Here is a 20,946-nt window from a genome sequence, read left to right as displayed (position 1 = left end):
ATCACAGCAAACAACGGATGGTCCGGCTGAGCCGGACCATCCACTGCACGCTTTCAGGTCTTAGCGAACGGGTGGCGCATAAAGAACGCCGCCGTCGGTCCAGAGCGCGTTGATACCGCGGTCGAGACCCAGCGGAGTATCCGGGCCAACGTTACGCTCATACATCTCGCCGTAGTTACCGACGTGCTTGATGACCTCGTAGCCGAAATCATGCGGCAGACCCAATTTGGCACCCATATCGCCGTCTTCACCCAGCAGACGCTGGATGTTGGGGTTGTCGGATTTCAGCATCTCCTCAACGTTTGCACTGGTCACACCCAGTTCTTCGGCGTTGATCTGAAGCGCGAGTACCCACTTCACGATGTTGAACCACTGATCGTCGCCCTGACGTACAACGGGGCCCAGAGGCTCTTTGGAAATCGTATTAGGCAGGATCTTCGCGGAGCTCGGATCGGACAGCTTGGAACGCAGGGCAGCCAGCTGGGAACGGTCGGAAGTCAGTACGTCGCAGCGACCAGCGGAAAAGCCCTGAACGGTCTGCTCTGAGGTGTCGAAAACAATCGGTTTGAACTCCATGCCCTTGGCACGGAAGTAGTCAGAGAGGTTCAACTCAGTGGTTGTACCTGACTGGATACAGATGGTCGCACCGTCCAGTTGGCTCGCATCGTCTACGCCAATGCCTTTATTGATCAGGAAGCCCTGACCGTCATAGTAGTTCACACCGGCAAAGTTCAGGCCCAGTGACGCGTCTCGCGTGAGCGTCCAGGTAGTGTTCCGTGACAGCATGTCGATTTCGCCAGATTGCAGAGCCGTGAAACGCTCCTTGGCAGTCAGCGGGGTGAATTCAACGGCCTTGGGGTCCGAGAAAATTGCGGCGGCGACAGCCCGACAGGTGTCCACGTCGATTCCGGTCCAGTTGCCTTCTTGGTCCGGCTGGGAAAAGCCGGGCAGACCACTGGTTACACCACACTGAAGGTGACCTTTGTCCTTAACATTCTCAAGGGTAGTTGCAGCCAGTGCGTTCGTGGCGGTAAATGCACCTGCTGCAAGTGCGATTCCCAAGGCGATCGATTTCGTCTTTTTCATTATATTCTCTCCGAACTTCGGTTGGTTACTTCACAATAACTGGGAGCAAATTGCTTGCCACTGAATACACGTTATTGTTTTTCGTACTTTTTCCAATTTATCCCGATCCCAAAGCTTGCTCCGGCAGACCATCGCCAGGACGCATGCACTCATTTCGCACGCATGCCGGAGATCAATGCCCTTTAACGAGGCACTTTTAGAGACCATGCTCTTTCAAAGTAGAACAAAGTTCGGGAAATGAACTACTTTTTTTGAACTTTATCCGGAGAAATTCATTTCGTCCGGCTCTTTATAGGTACCAAGTCTCTTCAGCCAGCCATTGAGCCAACGTTGTTTCTCGATGGGATCTTCAGCATTATCGGCACGGCGCGTCAGAATCTTTGCCGCAGCGTCTCGAAATTCCTCAAGTGTCGTGGCGTCAGGGTCCGACTCCATAGCCAGAAGAACCTGCAAAAGCCCCCAGCCCTGGCCCTTATATCGTTCCGTCTCTGAGAGTCCTTCACCTTTAAAATTGACATAATCCATCAACGCGTAAACGCCCCCTGGCGTGGAACTCAGTGATCCCAGGTGCTCCCGTGTCTGCTCACGCCGGCTCCCAGGCACAGCCATCACAATTTTTCCAAGTGAGTCCTGCGCACGCCTGAATATAAACTCGGCCTGAATGCCCTGGGTGCTCGCCAGAAACTCGCGTAATTCGACGACCCGGGGCGTATCCGCCTGCGACTGGAAGGCTGCCTTATCCGGCCAGGGTGCGTCGAACGGTTCAAGCTGGCGAAGCCACCGGGGAACAGGCGCCTGCCGCTGGACCATGTACTGAATCAGTGTCGGAAAACTCTCGATAAACCGGGCATCCACACCCTCCGGATACCAGATAAAATGACCGATGCCGAGCGAAGGAAATGCCTCACCGTCGTTCCAGTGCACAAGGCAACGGAACTGCGCCGCACATTCATTCTGGAAAATCCGGCGCCCAACCCACTCCATCTGGTCCCGACTCAGGGACAGTGAAACGCCCCCCGAGACATCCACTGCCGCCCGGCCTTGTGTCTTTTCCGCGCCTCCTTCTACCGTTTCAGGCCTGAAGTCGCAGCCGGCGATCATGGAAACAGCCGACAACAGGATCAGAGCGGATAATTCTTTTAGCAAGCAACCACCTCATTGATTTGAGAACAGCTCATTGCCGAGGGGCATCAATCGGGTTCAACTGCGTGGTAAGCGCAGCATTAACGGATATACCGGACGCCATTGCATCTGCATTGCACATATTTTTGACTCTCATCAACTTTACAAAATCCTATAAATGAATAATAAAAAATGAAAGCAGTCGGTATGTATATCGAGTGATTAAGGCGTAGAAAGTGCCAAGGAGTAAAGGATGAAGAGTATCAGGGTGAAAACATTACCATCAGCCGGCATAGGCATTAGTGCTGTCATTGCATTGTTATTGAGCGGATGTGATGGCGGCAGCTCATTAAACGGAACTGCGGAAGGACAGGTGATTGAAGAAGCCTTCCTGACTGAAAAGGCAGTCCAGATCGGGGGCGCGACGACCGCAACGGCGCGCGCGGACATGGGAGATACCGACTGGGCGGTCTACAACATGGCCAACCGCTTGGCCATGACCCCGATCCAGACCACCGCCGGCTCAGTGCATGAAATCGAACTGGAGAGCTTCATCCAGGACATCCTGGTGGTTCCCTACAATGGCCGCACGTACGCTTTGGCGGCCGTCCGGGAATCCGGCATTGCGGTGGTGGATATTACCGACCCCGCGGCCATGCAGGTCCTGCATACCACCCCGGTCAATTACTATCAGGACGGCATTGTTTACGCCGAAGGTGGCGGTGACCTGGTGCAGGACGTCATTATCGAAGGCCACGGATTCATAAAGTCCCTCGAAACAGATGGTACCGACCTGTGGATCGCGAATGAGAGCTACGGGATTCACCGTACAGCGCTTGCCAATGTGATCACTGAAACACCGGCTACCGAGGAAGACGGTACGCTGCTGATCGATGCAGAGGAATACACGCTGCAATACTCCGGGGAACATCCCTGGGGCGCCCCTGCCGACCTGCAATTGCACAGCGATGGACGCCTTTATGCTGCAATCGGCTTCCTGGGCCTTGGTATCTATGACCCCGAGACGTTGGACCAAGTGGGTTATTACAATCTCTATACGGACGCCAGCGTTTCCGAAGACTGGTTCCTGAATATGGACGTGACAACCCAGGTCCAGACCGATCCCACTGCCGATGGCGAAGGGTATCTGGACGCCGATACCGGCATGCCCAACCACAACCAGGCTTCCTTCGAGATCCAGACAGTCTGGCACGACAAAGTTGATGCACCCACACCGTGGGCCGACTTTGACCGTTACGGCAAATATTACTACAAGGCCAACGCCCTGGACGTAGAAACCTATGGGCCTGAAGGCAGTGAGCGCACCACTGTCTATATGGCCTATGGCCTGGCCGGCATTGTCGCCATTGACGTAGACCCGACCAACGCCGCCACCGGCTATCTGGGGTATGCCCCGGCCGTGCCCGCGCACGGCCCGGACGAACCAACCGGCGAACAGTCAAAAAGCCTGTTTCCGTACTTCGGCGTGGGTATGCTCAAGGAAGCCGGGGTCGTTGATGTTGAAGCAGACATGGCCAACAACCGGGTGTTTTACTCTGACCATTTCGCCGGCCTGGTTGCACTTGATGGCGCCGATGAGCCAGAGGCAAACTGGCAACAAGGTGCGGGCGGCTTCGATAACGATGACAACCCCCTTCTCCACTGGCCGGACTACGAGTTTGTCACCTCCTACGACATGGACGCCTGGAATCCGGACGACAACGAGTCACTGCCCATCTGGATGTACGAGGCCCCGAGCCTGCTGGTTACCGGTGAAGTCAGCGGCCACGGAAGTGCTATGTTCCTGATGCCCACGCTCAGCGATGAAGCCGGTGGGGTGGACGTCGTCCAGGCGACGGGCGCAGGTGGTCTTAACTTCATGGACCTTGGCGTTCTGACCCCTGGCGGCGCTGACTTCACGGTGCCGGCCTATTTTGCCAGCACCACAGAAACCTTCGCTGCCGCCGATGGCTTGCCAACCTCACCCCTGGCGATTGGCCACACCCAGGGCGTCGCAGCCAGCGGGCAGTACCTGTATCTGGCGGATGGGCCCCACGGCATGAGCGTATGGCAAATTGCCGATGCCACCGGCAATGCAATGGATGAGCCGCACGTGGTCGCCAACACCGTGGTGGATGAATACCAGGTCGACAATCCGGATGGCTCGACCGTATTCCCGACGCCCCATGCCTACAACGTCATTCTGAGTGAAGATGACAGCTTGGCCCACGTTATGTCCCAGAGTCTTGGCCTGCGTCGGGTAGACATCAGCTCGGCGGAAGCCGGTCAGGGTGTGCCGGGTGCGCCCCTACTCCTGACACCGCAACCGTCAGACTTCTATGAACATAACCTGGACTCGGGCTCGTACGGCGACATCAAGCGCCAGGACCACGCCTACGATGTGGATTTCCACGGCGACTATGCTGTTGTGGCAGACGGCAGCAACGGTCTGACCGTCTACGATATGACCATGAATCCGGCGGATGGATCCGGTAATCACGTGGTCGCCAACCTGGGCGCCGCGACCGGTAATCCGCTCCTCGGTCGCGCGTCCGGCGTCGAACTCTGGACCAACCCCTCCGATGACAAAATCTACGCCTTTGTCGCCTCCGGCCACTCCGGTATTGCCGTGGTCGACATGACCGGCCTTCTGGTGGACGGCGTCACCCCCGGCATGGAACTGGTCAAGATCTTCCAGCCAATCAAGATCGAGGAAGAACTGGACGGAACCGTTCATATCGGCAAGGCGGACAGCCGCAGCGTAGATGTCGATGTGGTGGGCGACCATGCTTACTTCAGCTATGGAGGCTTCGGTTTGCTGTCCTACAGCATTGACGATCTGTTGGCACCGCTGCCGGAGGGTGTTGATCCGAGCAAGATCTGGACCCCGGGCGGCTCAGGAAACTCTGAAGACTATCGCCCTGAGGCCGTCGCCCAGTACCGGCTCCAGACTGAGCCGGGGCTTGAGGACTCTGATCCGGAAGCCCTGTACATGACACCGCAGTACTTCCCAGCCAACAAACTGCTGATCGACGGTGATGGCAAATGGTTTACACTCGACGAACCCAAACTGCTGTTCTATGTCGCCTATGGCGAAGCAGGGGTCGCCAAGCTTGACTGGAGTGATCCCGCCAATCCGGTACTGATGGAACATCAGCAGACTGTCGGTGAAGCGACCGGAACTGCCATCGCTCATGGACGGGTCTATGTCGCCGACGGCGGCGGCGGCCTGGTCATTTTCCGACCTTAACCGATCTGTACTGTACATAGAAAAGGCCGGGATATTCCCGGCCTTTTCTTTGCAAGCTTCAAAACTTTAAGACAACTTCTATTCAGAATCTGTAGCCCGCGCTGAGTGTAAATATCACCGGATCCACTTCCAATTCGATATCTTCATCAACGGCGCCATTGAAATCGGCGGTGGGCTGTAAATCGATGTAGCGTAAATCAAAACTCACCATCAGATTACTCGGGAACGACATTTCAACACCGGCTACCGCGGTAAGGTCCATCGAATCCTCAAAATCCACAGCAAGACCCGGCACCTTCATCTCTTCATCATAAAATCGGGTGTAGGCCACGCCAACGCCAACGTAAGGCGTCACGGCGGAGTAATCGGTCAGGTAGAAATTCATCGTCAGCGAGGTCGGGATCTCCTTGACCTCCGCCAGCTTACCCAGACCGAGATCTTTCAGTCGGTTGTTACCCTCCAGATCATGCTGATAAGGCAGAGACGTTGTGAGTTCTACCGCCGCATAATCACTAAGATAATAAGCAGCCGATGCACTCAAAGTGACCGCATCATCCAGACGAACACCACTTCTGGGAATCGCACCGAAACTGTCACTGCCGGAACTCGTATTCATCGCGCTGACCCCTGCCCGAACGACCAGGTCGCCAGTGGCAGCCATAACAGGCTGACTCACAACCCCCACTCCCATTGCGGCAATGACAACCGAACACCGCATGCCGCTGACCAAAGTTCTATTTTTCATGGTTCCTCTCCTGTGGAGCCTGTTTCATCGAAAAAAAACAACAACATTCCCAGTTTAAGTGTTCACGGACGACACCCTTATGATGAGCGTCAAACAAACTGATTAATTTGCGATCAAACCGGCAAGCCACACTACATAGAAAACACTCTTCGTTATTTGCTTCAGGAGCTCAGTGCCCGAATTGACATCTCTTCTCGCGCCATACAGTCTGCAATCTGTATCCTTTAACGACAGCGATTGAAATCATGCCGACGGACTCTCCTTCTCGACCATACAGTCATCAACGGATCGTCATTTTCGGGGCCGGGAGTGTTGGCTGTTACTTGGGTGGTCGATTACTGTCAGGCGGGGCCGATGTGATTATGATCGGACGGTCGCGTTTGAGGGACGTGTTTCATCAACACCCCCTGACGGTCACGGATTATGATGATTTTCGGTTTGAGGCCCGGCTTTCCCCGCAACAGTTCACCGACGACGCCTCTGTTGCCGCTGACGCCGACCTGGTTCTGGTTACGGTAAAATCCGCGGCGACAGACGAGGCCGCCAAAACACTGTCGAAATATCTGAAGCCGGGTACTCCGGTAATCAGCCTTCAGAACGGTATCTCCAACGCCGACGCGCTGGCCGCTCACCTGCCGGATGCTCGGGTCTGCGCAGGCATGATTCCCTTTAACGTTTTGCAAAAGAGCCCGGGCCACTTCCATCACGGCACCGAAGGTCACCTGACTGCCGAGAGGGATTCTGCTCTTGACGCTTTTTTGCCTGTTTTTGAGGCCTGCGGACTGCCACTGGAGCTGCGCGACGATATGATGTCGGTGATGTGGTCCAAGCTATTGCTTAACCTCAATAACCCGGTTAATGCTCTATCCAATGTTCCCTTACTGGAAGAACTGTCAGATCGCTGTTACCGACGCTGTCTTGCCATGGCCCAGCGAGAAACCCTGGCGCTGCTGGAACAGGCCGGCATCGAGACCGTGAAGCTTACGGCTGTGCCCATGAGGCTGGTCCCTCTGGTGATGAGTCTCCCGGACTGGCTGTTCACCCGAGTCGCGAGCAAGATGCTGGCCATTGATCCCATCGCCCGTTCCTCCATGTGGGAGGACCTTGAAGCGGGCCGCCCCACCGAAGTCAACTGGATAAACGGGGAGGTAGTCCGGCTCGCCGAATCCATGGACAAGCAGGCACCGGTGAATCGAAAGCTGACGAAACTGGTCCATGAGTGTGAGCGAACCCGCAGACACTGGCCGGGCGATGAATTGCTGGCAGAGCTTCAGGCCGCGAGGCGCACCGGGGGCAAGGCGTAGACTTCACTCATTTCTCAACCAGATGCTCGGACAGCTTCGCGCGGATATCGTCAGGAATGGGCAAGGCCTTTTCGTTGTCGTAATCGAAGTGAATCAGCACGGCGACGCCACGGGCAACCTGTTTTCCATCCTGCCAGGCTTGCTGAATCACATGGAATGACGAATTCCCGATCTTGCCGATGCCGGTCCGGATGGTCACCGGCGAGTGCCAGTAGCTCTGGGCCATCAGATCAATCTCCATCCGCGCTATGATCAACGGCCAGGCCTTAACATCAAGGCTCGGATGAAAAATCCTGAATACCGGGGTGCGGGCCTGCTCGAACCATACCGGAAGCGTGGTGTTGCTGATATGGCCGAGGCCATCGGTATCACTGAAGCGGGGTTCAATTTCGAGATCAAACATCGAGGCTCTCCTGTTCTGAAAGCGCGATACTATACACCTAGCCTCGCGCGCCTCACACAATGAGAAGCAAAATTGGCAGCAAAAGTCTTCAGCGACCGGGTGAGACTCTCAGGACCCGACCGTCGGGGCTGTCCGTGAGCAGGTAAAGGGCACCATCCGGCCCGGTAACCACATCCCGGATACGCTCACCCAGATCCGCAAACAGGGTTTCCACATCCCTGGCCTCCCGGCCCGCCAGTTCAACGCGGTGAACACTCCGGTCCGCCAGCGCCCCCACAAACAGGCTACCCTGCCACGCAGGAAACAGCTCTCCCCGGTAACGGGTCATTCCCGAAGGGGCAATGGAGGGCGTCCACTGCAATGCAGGCTGCTCCATGCCCTCGCGCTCAGTGAATGGCGAGACCATGGCGCCCGTGTAATCCAGCCCATAAGTGATGACCGGCCAGCCATAATTGTCGCCCGGTTCAATAATGTTGATCTCGTCACCCCCCCGGGGACCATGCTCATGGGCAATCAGGAGGTTGTCGACGGGATCGTATATCAGGCCCTGCACATTACGATGGCCATAGCTGTAGATTTCCGGACGGACATCCTCCCGGCCCATAAAGGGATTGTCCTGCGGCACCGATCCATCAGGCCTGAGGCGAACGATACTGCCGAGATGATTGGACAGCACCTGTGCCTGCTCCCGATAATCAAAACCGTCACCCAGGGTAATGATCAGAGTACCGTCGGGAAGAAACGCCATTCGCCCGCCGTAATGGGCATTTCCCTGCTTGCCAGGCTTGGCCCGGAAAATCTCCATCACATCGTTAAGGGCTCGTCCTTGCAGCCTGCCACGGGCCACACACAGATGATTGGCTGTTGCTGAACCACAGGCGTAGGAAAGAAATAGTAGTGAGTCAGAAGCAAACTGTGGAGAAATGGCCACATCAAACAACCCGGCCTGTCCGGAATGGAAAATTGCCGGCACCCCCGTTATTTCCCCGGACTCAAGGGCGCCCTCTTCCGACAGCAGACGCAAACGCCCCGGGCGCTCGGTGACGATCGCGCCGCCACTGGGCAGAAACACTAATGACCAGGGATGCTCAAGCCCTTCTGTATAGGTCTGCACCTGATAGGCATCCGCCGATTCAGCCCGGGCCTGAGCGCCGGGCCAGAGCATGCCGGCGGACAGAAGAAAAACCAGGGCCGGCCCGGTAGAAAAGCCGCCAGCGGTACGCCTGCTTCCCGCCGTTAGCCAGGCAAAGAGCCAGCCCGCCAGCGCCGCGGTAAACAGCATGGCCACCAGCCCATCCGGGGTGCGAGTTGCCGCAATCAATGTCGGCATAGGCGCCAGAGCATTAACGATGGAGAGTGTCACCCATAATCCGGCGGCGCCTGCCAACGCATAAAAAGGTGCGCGCGCACCCAGTCCCAATAACCGGAGCAAGGCCGCGGCAACGAGCAAAGAAAGGAGGAAGCTGACGCCAAACAAAACCGCATAAAGCGGCGCAAAATGAAGCAGGTCCTGGAATGAAGTGGACAACCGGGCACTCATATCCACACTCACACCGAGCTCTTGAAGCGCCAGCAGGTTGAACTGGGTTTGTACCAGACTTCCCAGAATCACACCCACAACAAAAGCGGTAACGAAGCCCGCAATTATGCGCTTGCCTCTGTGCCTGTCGGTCATTATCGTTTCCTCTCCAATAGCTGGTGTCATCTTTACACTGACTATAGTTGCCCCGGATGGAGTAACACGAAAAAACCCCGGTGCTTTCGCACCGGGGTTTTATTTACCCGACCAACGGGGATTGTCGGCAGACGGAGGCCTTCACTGTTCAACGAAGGCCCGTTCAATTACATAGTGTCCCATGTCGCCGCCGCGAGCCTCCTTGAAGCCCATCTTGTTGAGAATTGCACAGGTGTCCTTGAGCATGCTCGGGCTTCCACAGATCATGAACCGGTCATTGTCCAGATCAAAATCAGGCAGGCCGAGGTCTTTGGTGATCTTGCCGTTCTCCATGGCGTCCGTCAGGCGCCCCTTGTTACGAAACGCTTCCCGGGTAACCGTCGGGTAGTATTCCAGCTTGCCCTTGACCATTTCACCGAAGAATTCGTTCTCGGGCAGCTCTTCAATTTCCTGCTGGTAGGCAAGCTCCGAAACATACCGCACGCCGTGAGTAAGAATGACCTTATCGAAAGCCTCGTAGACTTCCGGATCCTTGATGATACTCATAAACGGCGCGAGGCCAGTACCAGTACTGATAAGCCAGAGGTTCTTGCCGGGCAGCAGATTATCAAGAATCAGCGTACCAGTAGGCTTTCGACTGACGAGGATTTCGTCGCCAACCTGAATTTTCTGAAGGCGTGAGGTCAGCGGGCCGTCCTGTACTTTGATCGAGAAGAACTCAAGCTCTTCCTCATAGTTGGCACTGGCAATGCTGTAGGCACGCATCAGGGGCTTGCCCTCGGTTTCCAGACCGATCATTACGAAGTGACCGTTTTTGAATCGGAATCCCGGATCCCGACTCGTCTTGAAGCTGAACAGGGTGTCGTTCCAGTGATGCACGCTGGTGACGGTTTCTTTAATCAGGTTGCTCATGTAGACCTCATGCCTGTTCGAATCGCTTTTTACAGCAAATGTTTCAATCTTGAATTGCGTAAAGCCTAACTCAATATTAATCTATCGGTAAAATGGGATATTCTCATAACCTTATTCGAGCGAATCGATTTAGGCTTTTCATATGAAATACAGTTTCCGCCAGTTGGAGGTTTTTCTCGCTGCAGCACACTTCCAGAACATCACCCGTGCAGCCGAATCCCTTGCCATGTCCCAGTCCGCCGCCAGCAGTGCTCTGAAAGAGCTGGAAAACCAGTTTGATATCCAACTGTTCGACCGCGTGGGTAAGCGGCTCCAGCTTAACGAGCTCGGACGGCTATACAGGCCCAAGGTCGAAGCCGTCCTGGCCCAGGCCAATGAACTGGAGCAGGCCTTCAGCAAACACTCCGAACTTGGCGCCCTGAAAGTCGGCGCCACCCTTACTATCGGTAACTATTTGGTTGTCGGTGTCATGGCCCAATACATGAATACCCCTACTCAACCCCGAGTGTCCCTCGAAGTAGCCAATACGAGCACGATTGCGCGCCGGGTCATGGATTTCGAGCTGGACATCGGCCTTATTGAGGGCGAGCTGCAGTCGTCCGAGCTGGAAGTTCTGCCATGGCGAGGCGACGAACTGGTTGTTTTCTGTTCCCCCACGAATCCGCTGGCGCAGAAGCAGACACTGACCGATGAGGACTTGCGCGACGCGACCTGGATCATGCGCGAGCAGGGTTCCGGCACCCGGCAAAGCTTCGAAAGAGGCATGCATGGGCTGCTACCGGACCTCAATGTACTGCTTGAGCTTGAGCATACTGAAGCCATCAAGCGTGCCGTGGAGGCCGACCTCGGCATTGGGTGCCTGTCTGAAGTGGTACTGGAAGATGCGATCAAGCGAGGAAGTCTGGTACCACTTACTGTCCCGGAACATCGGCGTTTCGACCGGCAGTTTTATTTTATCCTGCACAAGCAGAAATACCGGAGCGCGGGTATTGATGCCTGGATGCAGCTCTGCCGACAGCTGTAGGTTACTGAACAGGCCCGCTGTGGAAGCGGAATTCTGTATCAGGCTCGACAATCAAACGGTGCTCGATATCGAGAAACTGCTGAATACGCTCATCAACCGCTCCCCCGTTGGCCTGCTCCGCCAGCTTGAGGTAATCCTGATAGTGACGGGCCTCGGACTTCAGCAGGCTCCTGTAGAACTCTGCCAGCTTCTCATCCAGAAACGGGGCCAAAGCCGCAAAGCGTTCGCACGAGCGGGCCTCGATAATGGCTCCGACGATCAGCACGTCAATCAACCGACCGGGATCCTCTGCACGCACTTCCTTTCTCAGCCCGGCAGCATAGCGGGCCGGAGTGAGGTGGCCGTACTCCACTCCGCGCTTGTTCATAATCGCCAGAACTTGCTCGAAATGCCGTAATTCTTCCCGCGCCAGACGGGACATCTTGTTCAGAAGGTCGCTGTTGTCCACATAGCGATACATGAGGCTGAGTGCCGTTGATGCGGCCTTTTTCTCACAATGGGCATGGTCAATCAGCATCAGATCCTGATTGGCCAGGGCATTGTCGATCCATTGCTGCGGCGTGCGGCACGGCAGGAAATCGTGAATCTCTTGTAGGGCGTCAGTCATGTCGGCATCGGGCTTGAAAATGGGACGCGGGAGTATAGCGCAAATAACAGATCTCTCCGACCTCTGTCCAACTTAACTTCGTAAGGGGTTTCCTATAGAATGCAGCGCCAGTTTAAGGCCTTTTCCGCCATAAAACTCCCGCCAGGCATTGAAGCCGAGAACGCGGGACATTCCAACTGAAGATGAGGGTCCATATCGTGTTAGAAGCCTATCGTGAACACGTAGCCGAACGTGAAGCTCTGGGTATTCCTCCCAAGCCTCTGAACGCCGAGCAAACTGCAGCTCTGGTGGAGCTGCTGAAGAACCCGCCTGCCGGCGAAGAAGAAACTCTCGTTTATCTTCTGGAAAACCGCATTCCGCCGGGAGTGGACGAAGCCGCTTATGTTAAGGCCGCTTTCCTGACCGCGATCGTCAAGGATGAAGCCACTTCTCCCCTGCTGAACAAACAGAAAGCAGTTGAACTTCTGGGCATGATGCAGGGCGGCTACAACATCGCAACCCTGGTCGACCTGCTGGACGATGCTGAACTGGCCGAACTGGCTGGCGAGAAACTGAAGCGTACCCTGTTGATGTTCGATGCCTTCAACGATGTGAAGGAAAAGATGGACGCGGGCAACGCGGTCGCCAAAGCTGTTGTTGAATCCTGGGCCAACGCCGAGTGGTTCACCAACAAGAAGAAGGTTCCCGAGAGCACCAAGATGGTGGTGTTCAAGGTCACTGGCGAAACCAACACCGACGACCTGTCTCCGGCTCCGGATGCCTGGTCCCGTCCTGACATCCCGCTGCACGCGCGCGCTGCCTACAAAATGGAACGCGATGGCCTGAAGCCGGAAGAGCCGGGGGTTACCGGCCCGATGAGCCAGATCGACGAAATCAAGTCCCAGGGCCTGCCTGTTGCCTTCGTCGGTGACGTTGTAGGTACCGGTTCTTCCCGTAAGTCTGCCACTAACTCGGTACTGTGGTTCTTCGGTGAAGACGTCCCGGGTGTCCCGAACAAGCGCGCCGGTGGCGTCTGTATCGGTAACAAGGTTGCTCCGATCTTCTTCAACACCATGGAAGATGCAGGCGCCCTGGTATTCGAAGCCCCGGTCGACGACCTTAACATGGGCGACGTCATCGATATTCGCCCTTACGAGGGCAAGATCCTGAACGAGGCTGGTGAAACCATTTCCGAGTTCGGCTTCAAGTCTGACGTAATCCTGGACGAAGTGCAGGCCGGCGGCCGTATTCCGCTGATCATTGGTCGTGGCCTGACCGCCAAGGCCCGCGCCGCACTTGGCCTGGGCGCTACTGACACCTTCCGTCTGCCGAAAGACCCGGAAGCGGGCACCAAGGGCTTCTCACTGGGCCAGAAGATGGTCGGCAAGGCCTGCGGTCTGGAAGAAGGCAAAGGCGTTCGCCCTGGCACATACTGCGAGCCGCACATGACCACCGTCGGTTCCCAGGACACTACTGGCCCGATGACTCGTGACGAGCTGAAAGACCTGGCATGCCTGGGTTTCCAGGCGGACCTGGTTATGCAGTCGTTCTGTCACACGGCGGCCTACCCGAAGCCGGTCGACGTGGAAATGCAACACACCATGCCGGACTTCATGCAGACCCGTGGCGGTGTTGCCCTGCGTCCGGGCGATGGCATCATCCACTCCTGGCTGAACCGTATGCTGCTGCCGGACACCGTCGGTACCGGTGGTGACTCCCACACCCGCTTCCCAATGGGTATTTCCTTCCCGGCCGGCTCCGGTCTGGTTGCGTTTGCAGCCGCGACTGGCGTTATGCCGCTGGATATGCCGGAGTCTGTTCTGGTTCGCTTCAAGGGCGAAATGCAGCCGGGTATCACCCTGCGTGACCTGGTACACGCAATTCCCCTGTACGGCATCAAGCAGGGCATGCTGACCGTTGAGAAAAAAGGCAAGATCAACGAATTCTCCGGTCGCATCCTGGAAATTGAAGGCCTTGAACACCTGACTGTTGAGCAGGCGTTCGAGCTTTCTGATGCCTCTGCCGAGCGCTCCGCCGCTGGTTGCACCATCAACCTGTCTGAAGAGTCGGTTGCTGAGTACCTGCGCTCGAACATCACCATGCTGCGCTGGATGATCGCTGAAGGTTATGGCGACCCACGTACTCTGGAGCGTCGCGCCAAGCAGATGGAAGAGTGGATTGCTGATCCGAAGCTGATGCGTGCCGACAAGGACGCCGAGTATGCTCACGTGGTGGAAATCGACCTGGCCGAGATCAAGGAGCCCATCGTTTGTTGCCCGAACGATCCGGACGATGCCCGCACCCTGTCCGAAGTTGCCGGCGACAAGGTCGACGAAGTCTTCATCGGTTCCTGCATGACCAACATCGGTCACTTCCGTGCCGCTGGTAAGCTGCTGGCACAGAACAAGGAACCCCTGAAAACACGTCTGTGGATGTCTCCGCCGACCAAGATGGATCAGGCCCAGCTGATGGAAGAAGGCTACTTCAACATCTACGGCACGGCCGGTGTACGCACCGAGATGCCGGGCTGCTCCCTGTGCATGGGTAACCAGGCACGTGTGGCTGCCAAGTCCACGGTGCTGTCCACCTCCACCCGTAACTTCCCGAACCGTCTGGGCGATGGTGCCAACGTGTACCTGACCTCTGCGGAACTGGCGGCGGTTGGCGCGGTTCTGGGCAAACTCCCCTCCGCCGCGGAGTACATGGAGTACGCCAAGGACCTGAACAGCATGTCGAAAGAGATCTACAAGTATCTCAACTTCGACCAGATGGAGAACTACACCAAGAAGGCCTCTGAAGCGAACGTTGCGTAAGCTTCATAGCCATACGGTTTAGTGCCGTTATAACGCCAGCCTCCGGGCTGGCGTTTTTTATTGTCTGCTAAAACATCGCAAGTCTTATCAGGATTGCAACGACCATAGTCAGGGTGATCCACTTCACCCACTTTGCGCCCTGCTCGCCCATATTCACCCTTGCTGCAATAAAGGCCCCGGTGACATTGCCAACCGCCAGCGTCAGCCCCATGCCCCAGCGAACCTGACCGCTGAATGCAAAAACCAGAAGCGCTGCAAAAGTGAATAGCAGAACGATGGAAACCTTGAGGACATTCACCTGCCGCAGGTCGATTTTGAGCATGTGGTAAAGAACCACGATGAACAGCACTCCGACCCCGACCTGAATAAAGCCGCCGTACACCCCAATGACGAACATCGCCAGGTAGATCGCAGGCCCGAGACGATCCGTGGTCAATGGTCTGGTATCCAGCTTTGGCTGCGGCAAGAGCATGAATACGGATGCTCCGATCATGGCGACTACCAGCACGAACTGGAAGACCGCGTCCGGAACCCCGGTTGCCACCCAGGCCCCCAACAGGGACCCCAAAACCGCCGGAATAGCAAGGTGCAGGCTCACCATCAGGTTGCCATGGCCCATGCGATGAAAACTGCTGACTGCCATGACGCTCTGCAGGGTAATGGCGACCCGGTTGGTGCCATTGGCCACCTGTGGCGGCAAGCCCAGGAACATCAGCAAAGGCAACGTGAGCATGGAGCCACCGGCGGAAAGCACATTGATAAATCCGGCTATACCACCGATCGACAACAATGACAGGACTTCAGGGACAGTCACTTAAGCTGCTCCATAGTGGGGGGTCTGCTGATCATGATAATCGCCATCTTATATTGGATACTAACCATCCGGTTAACGTATACGTCGCACGAACAGGATGCCCGGGCACAAAAAAAGGCTCCCGGACGGGAGCCTTTCTCAACACGGAACCGCCGGAATACCCCGGCGATTAGCGCGCGTTACGGCAGGTTGTGATAGCGGGCCTTGATTGCCTTATCAAAGCCTTCCAGGATCTTCGCGTGCGGCGTGTCCCCAAACTTGGAAACAAGAACAATCGCAATCGTGGCAAAGATGAAGCCCGGGATAATCTCGTACAGGTCGAGAATACCGCCAGACATGTTGCCCCAGACTACGACAGTCACACCGCCGACGATGATACCGGCAATGGCACCGTTTCGGGTCATCTCACGCCAGAACAGCGACAGGATCAAAGCCGGGCCAAAGGCCGCACCGAAGCCTGCCCACGCATAGGACACGAGTTCGAGTACCTTGCTGTCCGGATTCAGGCCAAGGATACAGGCGATAACCGCAATACCAACAACCGCAAACCGACCAACCCAGACCAGCTCTTCCTGGGACGCTTCCTTGCGGAAGAGCGCCTTGTAGAAGTCTTCCGCGAGAGCAGAGGAAGATACCAGCAGCTGTGAATCCGCAGTACTCATGATAGCGGCAAGGATGGCCGCCAGCAGGATACCTGCAATCACCGGATGGAACAGCGCATCAACCAGCAGCATGAACGCCCGCTCACCGTCTTCCAGTGGCGTTTCAAAATACCCAATGGCTGCGAAGCCACACAGAAGGGCGCCAAAAAGGCCCAGACCACTCCAGATCACAGCGATGCGGCGCGCGGCCGGAACATCGTCTTCGCTACGGATAGCCTTGAAACGTGCCAGGATATGCGGCTGACCGAAGTAGCCCAGACCCCAACCCAGCAGGGAAAGAATGGAGAGGATGCCCAAAGCTTTACCGTCGGTGCCCGTGAAGGCATCAAGAAACTCAGGGTTCTTGGCTTCCATTGCGGCCGCGGTGGCGGACCAGCCTCCGTCCGCATTGATTGCCATGATCGGAACCAGCAGCAACGCAGCGAACATCAGCAGACCCTGGATAACATCCGTCCAGGTTACCGCCAGGAAGCCACCAAAGAAGGTGTAAGAAACCACTGCGATGGTACCAACGATCACAGCTACGGTGTAATCGAGACCAAACACGGTCTCAAACAGCTTTCCGCCTGCAACCAGGCCAGAGCTGGTGTAGAACAGGAAGAACATCAGGATGAAGAACGCACTCACCACACGCAGAATACGGCTGGTGTCATGGAAGCGGTTCTCAAAGAAGGATGGCAGAGTCAGCGAGTCGCCGGCGGCCAGAGAGTATGTCCGCAGACGGCTGGCGACAAACAGCCAGTTAAGCCAGGTACCTGCCAGGAGGCCAACGGCAATCCAGATGGCCTCATAACCGGCTGCGTATGCATAACCGGGCAGACCCAGCAAAAGCCAACCACTCATGTCGGACGCACCGGCACTGATCGCAGATGGCAGGGGGCCAAGACTGCGGCCACCCAGGATATAATCGGAAAGGTTTGAAGTACGCTTCCACGCTACATAGCCGATGCCAAGCATCAACAGTATGTAGGCCAGGAAAGTAATACTTATCCCTACGCTGTTTCCTATCATTTTCGTTTTCTCCCCGTGCGCTATCTGGGTTGGTTGTTATTGGCTTGGAACGGCTCTCCTTCTGCACCCTGCGAACAGGATGAGAGGGACAACCCTGACTCAGGTGCAGGTCGCCCAAAGGCAACCAACACCCGAATTTATGACGACGTCCATATCGTTTCTTTCGTTTTGTAACTCCTAAACTTTTTCAATTCCCAGCGATAAAAGTGAGGCATTTCCACCCACCGCTGTCGTGTTGATTGTGCGCGTACGCTCTGTTGCAAACCGCTGCAAATAGTGGGGACCACCCGCCTTGGGACCGGTCCCGGACAAGCCTCGACCACCAAATGGCTGCACGCCGACAACTGCACCCACCTGGTTTCGGTTGATATAACAGTTGCCTACCTTAACCCTCTGTTCGATATAGGTGGCGGTGGACTCGCTGCGACTGTGAATGCCAAGCGTCAGGCCAAAACCTGCCCCGTTAATCTCGTCGATGATGTCATCCAGTTTTTCGGCCTGATACCGAACGACATGCAGAACCGGGCCGAAGTGCTCGGCTTTCAGCTCACAGATGCTGTTGATGCCGTAGGCTGAAGGCGCGACAAAGTGGCCGACAGAGCATTCGGGCGGAACCGGAGCCCGGGCAATGAACCGAGCATTCTGCTCCAGCTCATTCAGATGTTCCTGAAGACCCTTTTGTGCCTCATCGTCAATCACCGGCCCGACATCGGTGCTGTGCAATTCGGGGTTACCGACCGACAGTTCCTGCATAGCCCCCGCCAGCATGGCTTCCATACGCTCTGCCACCTCATTCTGGATATAGAGCACCCTGAGAGCCGAGCACCGTTGCCCCGCACTGACAAACGCAGACTGCAGAACATCACGAACCACCTGCTCCGGCAGTGCACTGCTATCCACGATCATCGCATTTTGCCCGCCTGTTTCGGCAATCAGGGGCACAATGGCGCCCTCCCGCTGGGCCAGGGCACGATTGAGCAGGTGAGCGACATGAGTAGATCCGGTGAAGGCGATGCCGGCAATCCTGGGGTCCGGGGTCAGTTTGCCGCCAAGTTTCGCGCCATCACCGGGTAACAGTTGAATCACATCCGGCGGAAAGCCGGCTTCCATCATCAGTTCAACGCTGCGATGAGCAACGAGGCTGGTTTGTTCGGCCGGCTTGGCGATCACCGTGTTACCAGACACCAACGCAGCCATTATCTGGCCGGTAAAAATGGCCAATGGAAAGTTCCAGGGGCTGATACACAGGAAAATCCCCCGGCCTTCCATATACAATTCGTTGCTTTCGCCAGTTGGGCCAGGCAAAGCAATGGCGTCGCCGAAACGGGCTTGCCCCTGAATGGCATAGTACCGACAGAAATCAACCGCTTCCCGCACTTCGTCGATTCCATCCTGCATGGTTTTACCAGCCTCACGGCAGCAGATGGACATCAACTCTTCCATATTCTGTTCCAGCAGATCCGCATACTTCTCGAGCAGTTGGGCGCGGTCGCTCACCGGGCGCTCGTTCCAGCTACGAAATCCGGCTTCGGCCACATTCATGGCTTCTTCAACATGCCTGTCATCTGCCCAGACCACCGAGCCAACCACTTTGGTCGTGTCATAAGGCGAAAGCACACTCACCCGCTCACCATCCTGGCGCCGGGTACCGTTAATCATCGGGCCCCCAGTCCAGCTGTGTCGGCTCCACTCACCAAGACGGTTCAGCAGAGGATCAAGGTACGATTCAACATGAATATTCATGCCCCTGGAATTCATCCGCTCTCCGCCGTAGATATCCGCTGGTGCAGGAATCCGGTCGTTCGGGAGTGAATCGTGCTTCTTAAGTTCCTCTACCGGGCTCTGCACCAGCGCGTCAACCGGCGTTGCGGCATCAACCAGCCGGTGTACAAATGATGAATTCGCCCCATTCTCCAGCAGGCGACGAACCAGGTAGGGCAGCAGATCCTTATGCGCGCCCACCGGCGCATAGATGCGCACCGGAATATCATTTTCCTGCAGGATGCTGTTATAAAGCGCATCTCCCATCCCGTGCAGGCGCTGAAACTCTATTTTGCGTTTCTTGGTCTTGGCCATTGCCATCACCGATGCCACGGTATGAGCATTATGGCTGGCCAGCTGCGGGTATAGCGCACCCTCGGTGTAGTCGCTAAGGAGATAGCGAAGACACGCAAGGTAAGAGGTATCGGTCGCTTCCTTTCGGGTGAACACCGGATAGCTATCAAGCCCCAATTGCTGGCATATCTTGATTTCGGTATCCCAATAGGCTCCTTTAACCAAACGAATGGGAATTTCATCGCCCTGCTCTTTCGACAACTTGGTTAACCAGCAAAGTGCCGGAAGGGCTCGTTTGGAGTAAGCCTGAATCACCATGCCAAAGCCGCCCCATCCCGACGCGGCCCTGGATTTAAATACTTTTTCGAACAGTTTGAGCGAAAGCTCCAGACGGTCCATTTCTTCTGCATCTATAGTTATTGAGACATTCTTCTCACGGGCAAACGCGATCAGGTCACGGACCGTCAGGTAGAGTTCCTTGAGAACGCGCGCCTCCTGGGCGACTTCATAACGAGGATGAAGCGCAGACAGTTTGATGGAGATGGAGGGACGTGGCGCCTTGCTGTCGGGAAAGGTGTCGTTGCCTACGGACTCAATAGCATTCATGTAGTCCTTCAGGTACCGGCCCGCATCGTCGCCGGACATGGCCGCTTCGCCCAGCATGTCAAAGGAATAGGTATAACCCATCTCCCGATAGTCGCGAGCGTTGTTCAGGGCTTCATCAATATCGCGCCCCAACACAAACTGCTTGCCCATGATGGCCATGGCCTTGTACATCGCGTTGCGGATGACCGGTTCACCGCTGCGTTTTACCAGCCGCCTCCAGATGTTCGAGGGAGCCCCATCCAGACGCTTATCCATCTTGACCACACGTCCGGTCAGCAGCAGCCCCCAGGTTGAGGCATTTACCAGCGTGGATTCGCTACGCCCCACATGTTTCTGCCAGTCAGCGACTGACATTTTTTCGTGTATGAGCGCATCCGCGGTGTACTTATCCGGAATACGCATCAGCGCCTCCGCGAGGCACATCAGCAAGATGCCCTCCTGGGTATCAAGGCTGTATTCCTGGAGCAGCGCGTCGATCATGTGAACGGAATCGTCCTGTTCGCGCACTTTTTCAATGAGGTGGGTAGCTGTTCTGGTAACGGCCCGATGTTCAGCAGCATCACTCTGGGCGAGAGGGATCAGTTCTTTCAGGTAGCTGGTTTCGTCCACAGCGTAACTTGCAATGATGCCCTGCCAGAAAAACGACCTTGGCTGTTCCTGAAACGCAGGTTCGAGAACCCTGCTTGCATGAAACATCTGGGAACCTCTTGCGAATGCCAAGCTCACTCCGGGGCATTCCGATTGTGTTTATTCAGGGCAGGTACAACGCCTGTTCAAGAACTGCGCCCCGACAAAGACCATTTACCGTGTAAGTTAGTACTACTACGGATCCCGAGCTTACAAATTCCTACGATTCTTTTTTAAATTCGTCCGAAAGG

Annotated in this window: 14 protein-coding genes; 4 read left to right on the top strand and 10 right to left on the bottom strand. The window is 56.0% G+C overall.

Features of this window, described 5'->3' with window-relative positions; translation table 11 throughout:
- Positions 1 to 60 precede the first annotated feature (60 nt).
- Together KFJ24_RS04085 and KFJ24_RS04080 are read right to left on the bottom strand one after the other, a co-directional pair.
- Positions 61 to 1,086, bottom strand: a complete 1,026-nt coding sequence (locus KFJ24_RS04085) for an amino acid ABC transporter substrate-binding protein (protein WP_250829807.1) — start codon at positions 1,084 to 1,086, stop codon at positions 61 to 63.
- Positions 1,087 to 1,344: 258 nt separating this feature from the next.
- On the bottom strand, positions 1,345 to 2,232 hold the full coding sequence (locus KFJ24_RS04080) for a hypothetical protein (RefSeq protein ID WP_250829806.1): 888 nt from the start codon (positions 2,230 to 2,232) through the stop codon (positions 1,345 to 1,347).
- Between the two features lie 229 nt (positions 2,233 to 2,461).
- Between KFJ24_RS04080 and KFJ24_RS04075 the strand changes: the two genes are divergently transcribed.
- A complete protein-coding gene (locus KFJ24_RS04075) occupies positions 2,462 to 5,458 on the top strand; it encodes a hypothetical protein (RefSeq protein WP_250829805.1) in 2,997 nt (998 codons plus the stop codon).
- An 82-nt stretch (positions 5,459 to 5,540) separates the two neighbouring features.
- Here the strand turns inward: KFJ24_RS04075 and KFJ24_RS04070 are convergent, their stop codons facing one another.
- Positions 5,541 to 6,203, bottom strand: a complete 663-nt coding sequence (locus KFJ24_RS04070; RefSeq protein ID WP_250829804.1) for an OmpW/AlkL family protein — start codon at positions 6,201 to 6,203, stop codon at positions 5,541 to 5,543.
- Positions 6,204 to 6,448: 245 nt separating this feature from the next.
- Between KFJ24_RS04070 and KFJ24_RS04065 the strand changes: the two genes are divergently transcribed.
- A complete protein-coding gene (locus KFJ24_RS04065; protein ID WP_250829803.1) occupies positions 6,449 to 7,507 on the top strand; it encodes a 2-dehydropantoate 2-reductase in 1,059 nt (352 codons plus the stop codon).
- Positions 7,508 to 7,514: 7 nt separating this feature from the next.
- Here the strand turns inward: KFJ24_RS04065 and KFJ24_RS04060 are convergent, their stop codons facing one another.
- The 3 genes from KFJ24_RS04060 to KFJ24_RS04050 all read right to left on the bottom strand — a co-directional run bounded on the left by KFJ24_RS04060 (position 7,515) and on the right by KFJ24_RS04050 (position 10,497).
- On the bottom strand, positions 7,515 to 7,910 hold the full coding sequence (locus tag KFJ24_RS04060; RefSeq protein WP_250829802.1) for an acyl-CoA thioesterase: 396 nt from the start codon (positions 7,908 to 7,910) through the stop codon (positions 7,515 to 7,517).
- 88 nt (positions 7,911 to 7,998) lie between these two features.
- Positions 7,999 to 9,585 (bottom strand): PQQ-dependent sugar dehydrogenase, encoded by a 1,587-nt coding sequence (locus KFJ24_RS04055; protein ID WP_250829801.1) that lies wholly within the window; start codon positions 9,583 to 9,585, stop codon positions 7,999 to 8,001.
- Between the two features lie 141 nt (positions 9,586 to 9,726).
- Entirely contained in the window at positions 9,727 to 10,497 is a 771-nt protein-coding gene (locus KFJ24_RS04050) for a ferredoxin--NADP reductase (protein WP_250829800.1), read from the bottom strand.
- A 142-nt stretch (positions 10,498 to 10,639) separates the two neighbouring features.
- On the opposite strand from KFJ24_RS04050, the gene KFJ24_RS04045 reads away from it, so the two are divergent.
- Positions 10,640 to 11,521 carry a LysR family transcriptional regulator gene (locus KFJ24_RS04045; RefSeq protein ID WP_250829799.1) on the top strand — a complete coding sequence of 294 codons (882 nt, stop codon included), beginning with the start codon at positions 10,640 to 10,642 and terminating at the stop codon, positions 11,519 to 11,521.
- 1 nt (position 11,522) lies between these two features.
- On the opposite strand, the gene KFJ24_RS04040 is transcribed toward KFJ24_RS04045, so the two are convergent.
- On the bottom strand, positions 11,523 to 12,128 hold the full coding sequence (locus KFJ24_RS04040) for a tRNA-(ms[2]io[6]A)-hydroxylase (protein ID WP_250829798.1): 606 nt from the start codon (positions 12,126 to 12,128) through the stop codon (positions 11,523 to 11,525).
- A gap of 197 nt (positions 12,129 to 12,325) precedes the next feature.
- Here KFJ24_RS04040 and KFJ24_RS04035 point away from each other — a divergent pair, with 197 nt between their 5' ends.
- Entirely contained in the window at positions 12,326 to 14,920 is a 2,595-nt protein-coding gene (locus tag KFJ24_RS04035) for a bifunctional aconitate hydratase 2/2-methylisocitrate dehydratase (protein WP_250832548.1), read from the top strand.
- Positions 14,921 to 14,987: 67 nt separating this feature from the next.
- Here the strand turns inward: KFJ24_RS04035 and KFJ24_RS04030 are convergent, their stop codons facing one another.
- From KFJ24_RS04030 to putA, 3 genes are all read right to left on the bottom strand, one after another.
- Positions 14,988 to 15,734 carry a sulfite exporter TauE/SafE family protein gene (locus KFJ24_RS04030; RefSeq protein WP_250829797.1) on the bottom strand — a complete coding sequence of 249 codons (747 nt, stop codon included), beginning with the start codon at positions 15,732 to 15,734 and terminating at the stop codon, positions 14,988 to 14,990.
- Between the two features lie 179 nt (positions 15,735 to 15,913).
- Positions 15,914 to 17,404, bottom strand: a complete 1,491-nt coding sequence (gene putP / locus KFJ24_RS04025; RefSeq protein WP_434968031.1) for a sodium/proline symporter PutP — start codon at positions 17,402 to 17,404, stop codon at positions 15,914 to 15,916.
- 180 nt (positions 17,405 to 17,584) lie between these two features.
- Positions 17,585 to 20,764 carry a bifunctional proline dehydrogenase/L-glutamate gamma-semialdehyde dehydrogenase PutA gene (putA, locus tag KFJ24_RS04020; protein WP_250829795.1) on the bottom strand — a complete coding sequence of 1,060 codons (3,180 nt, stop codon included), beginning with the start codon at positions 20,762 to 20,764 and terminating at the stop codon, positions 17,585 to 17,587.
- Between the last annotated feature and the right edge of the window lie 182 nt (positions 20,765 to 20,946).

The organism is Marinobacter sediminum, from assembly GCF_023657445.1.
GTDB classification, from domain to species: Bacteria; Pseudomonadota; Gammaproteobacteria; order Pseudomonadales; family Oleiphilaceae; genus Marinobacter; species Marinobacter sediminum_A.
The sequence above is the reverse complement of the archived record's forward strand: the minus strand, read 5'-3'. Positions and strand labels throughout refer to the sequence as shown.

Coding starts and splice junctions, on each gene's coding strand:
- KFJ24_RS04085 (WP_250829807.1), bottom strand. CDS start 1,086: ATGAAAAAGACGAAATCGATCGCCTTGGGAATCGCACTTGCAGCAGGT.
- KFJ24_RS04075 (WP_250829805.1), top strand. CDS start 2,462: ATGAAGAGTATCAGGGTGAAAACATTACCATCAGCCGGCATAGGCATT.
- KFJ24_RS04070 (WP_250829804.1), bottom strand. CDS start 6,203: ATGAAAAATAGAACTTTGGTCAGCGGCATGCGGTGTTCGGTTGTCATT.
- KFJ24_RS04065 (WP_250829803.1), top strand. CDS start 6,449: ATGCCGACGGACTCTCCTTCTCGACCATACAGTCATCAACGGATCGTC.
- KFJ24_RS04060 (WP_250829802.1), bottom strand. CDS start 7,910: ATGTTTGATCTCGAAATTGAACCCCGCTTCAGTGATACCGATGGCCTC.
- KFJ24_RS04055 (WP_250829801.1), bottom strand. CDS start 9,585: ATGACCGACAGGCACAGAGGCAAGCGCATAATTGCGGGCTTCGTTACC.
- KFJ24_RS04050 (WP_250829800.1), bottom strand. CDS start 10,497: ATGAGCAACCTGATTAAAGAAACCGTCACCAGCGTGCATCACTGGAAC.
- KFJ24_RS04045 (WP_250829799.1), top strand. CDS start 10,640: ATGAAATACAGTTTCCGCCAGTTGGAGGTTTTTCTCGCTGCAGCACAC.
- KFJ24_RS04040 (WP_250829798.1), bottom strand. CDS start 12,128: ATGACTGACGCCCTACAAGAGATTCACGATTTCCTGCCGTGCCGCACG.
- putA (WP_250829795.1), bottom strand. CDS start 20,764: ATGTTTCATGCAAGCAGGGTTCTCGAACCTGCGTTTCAGGAACAGCCA.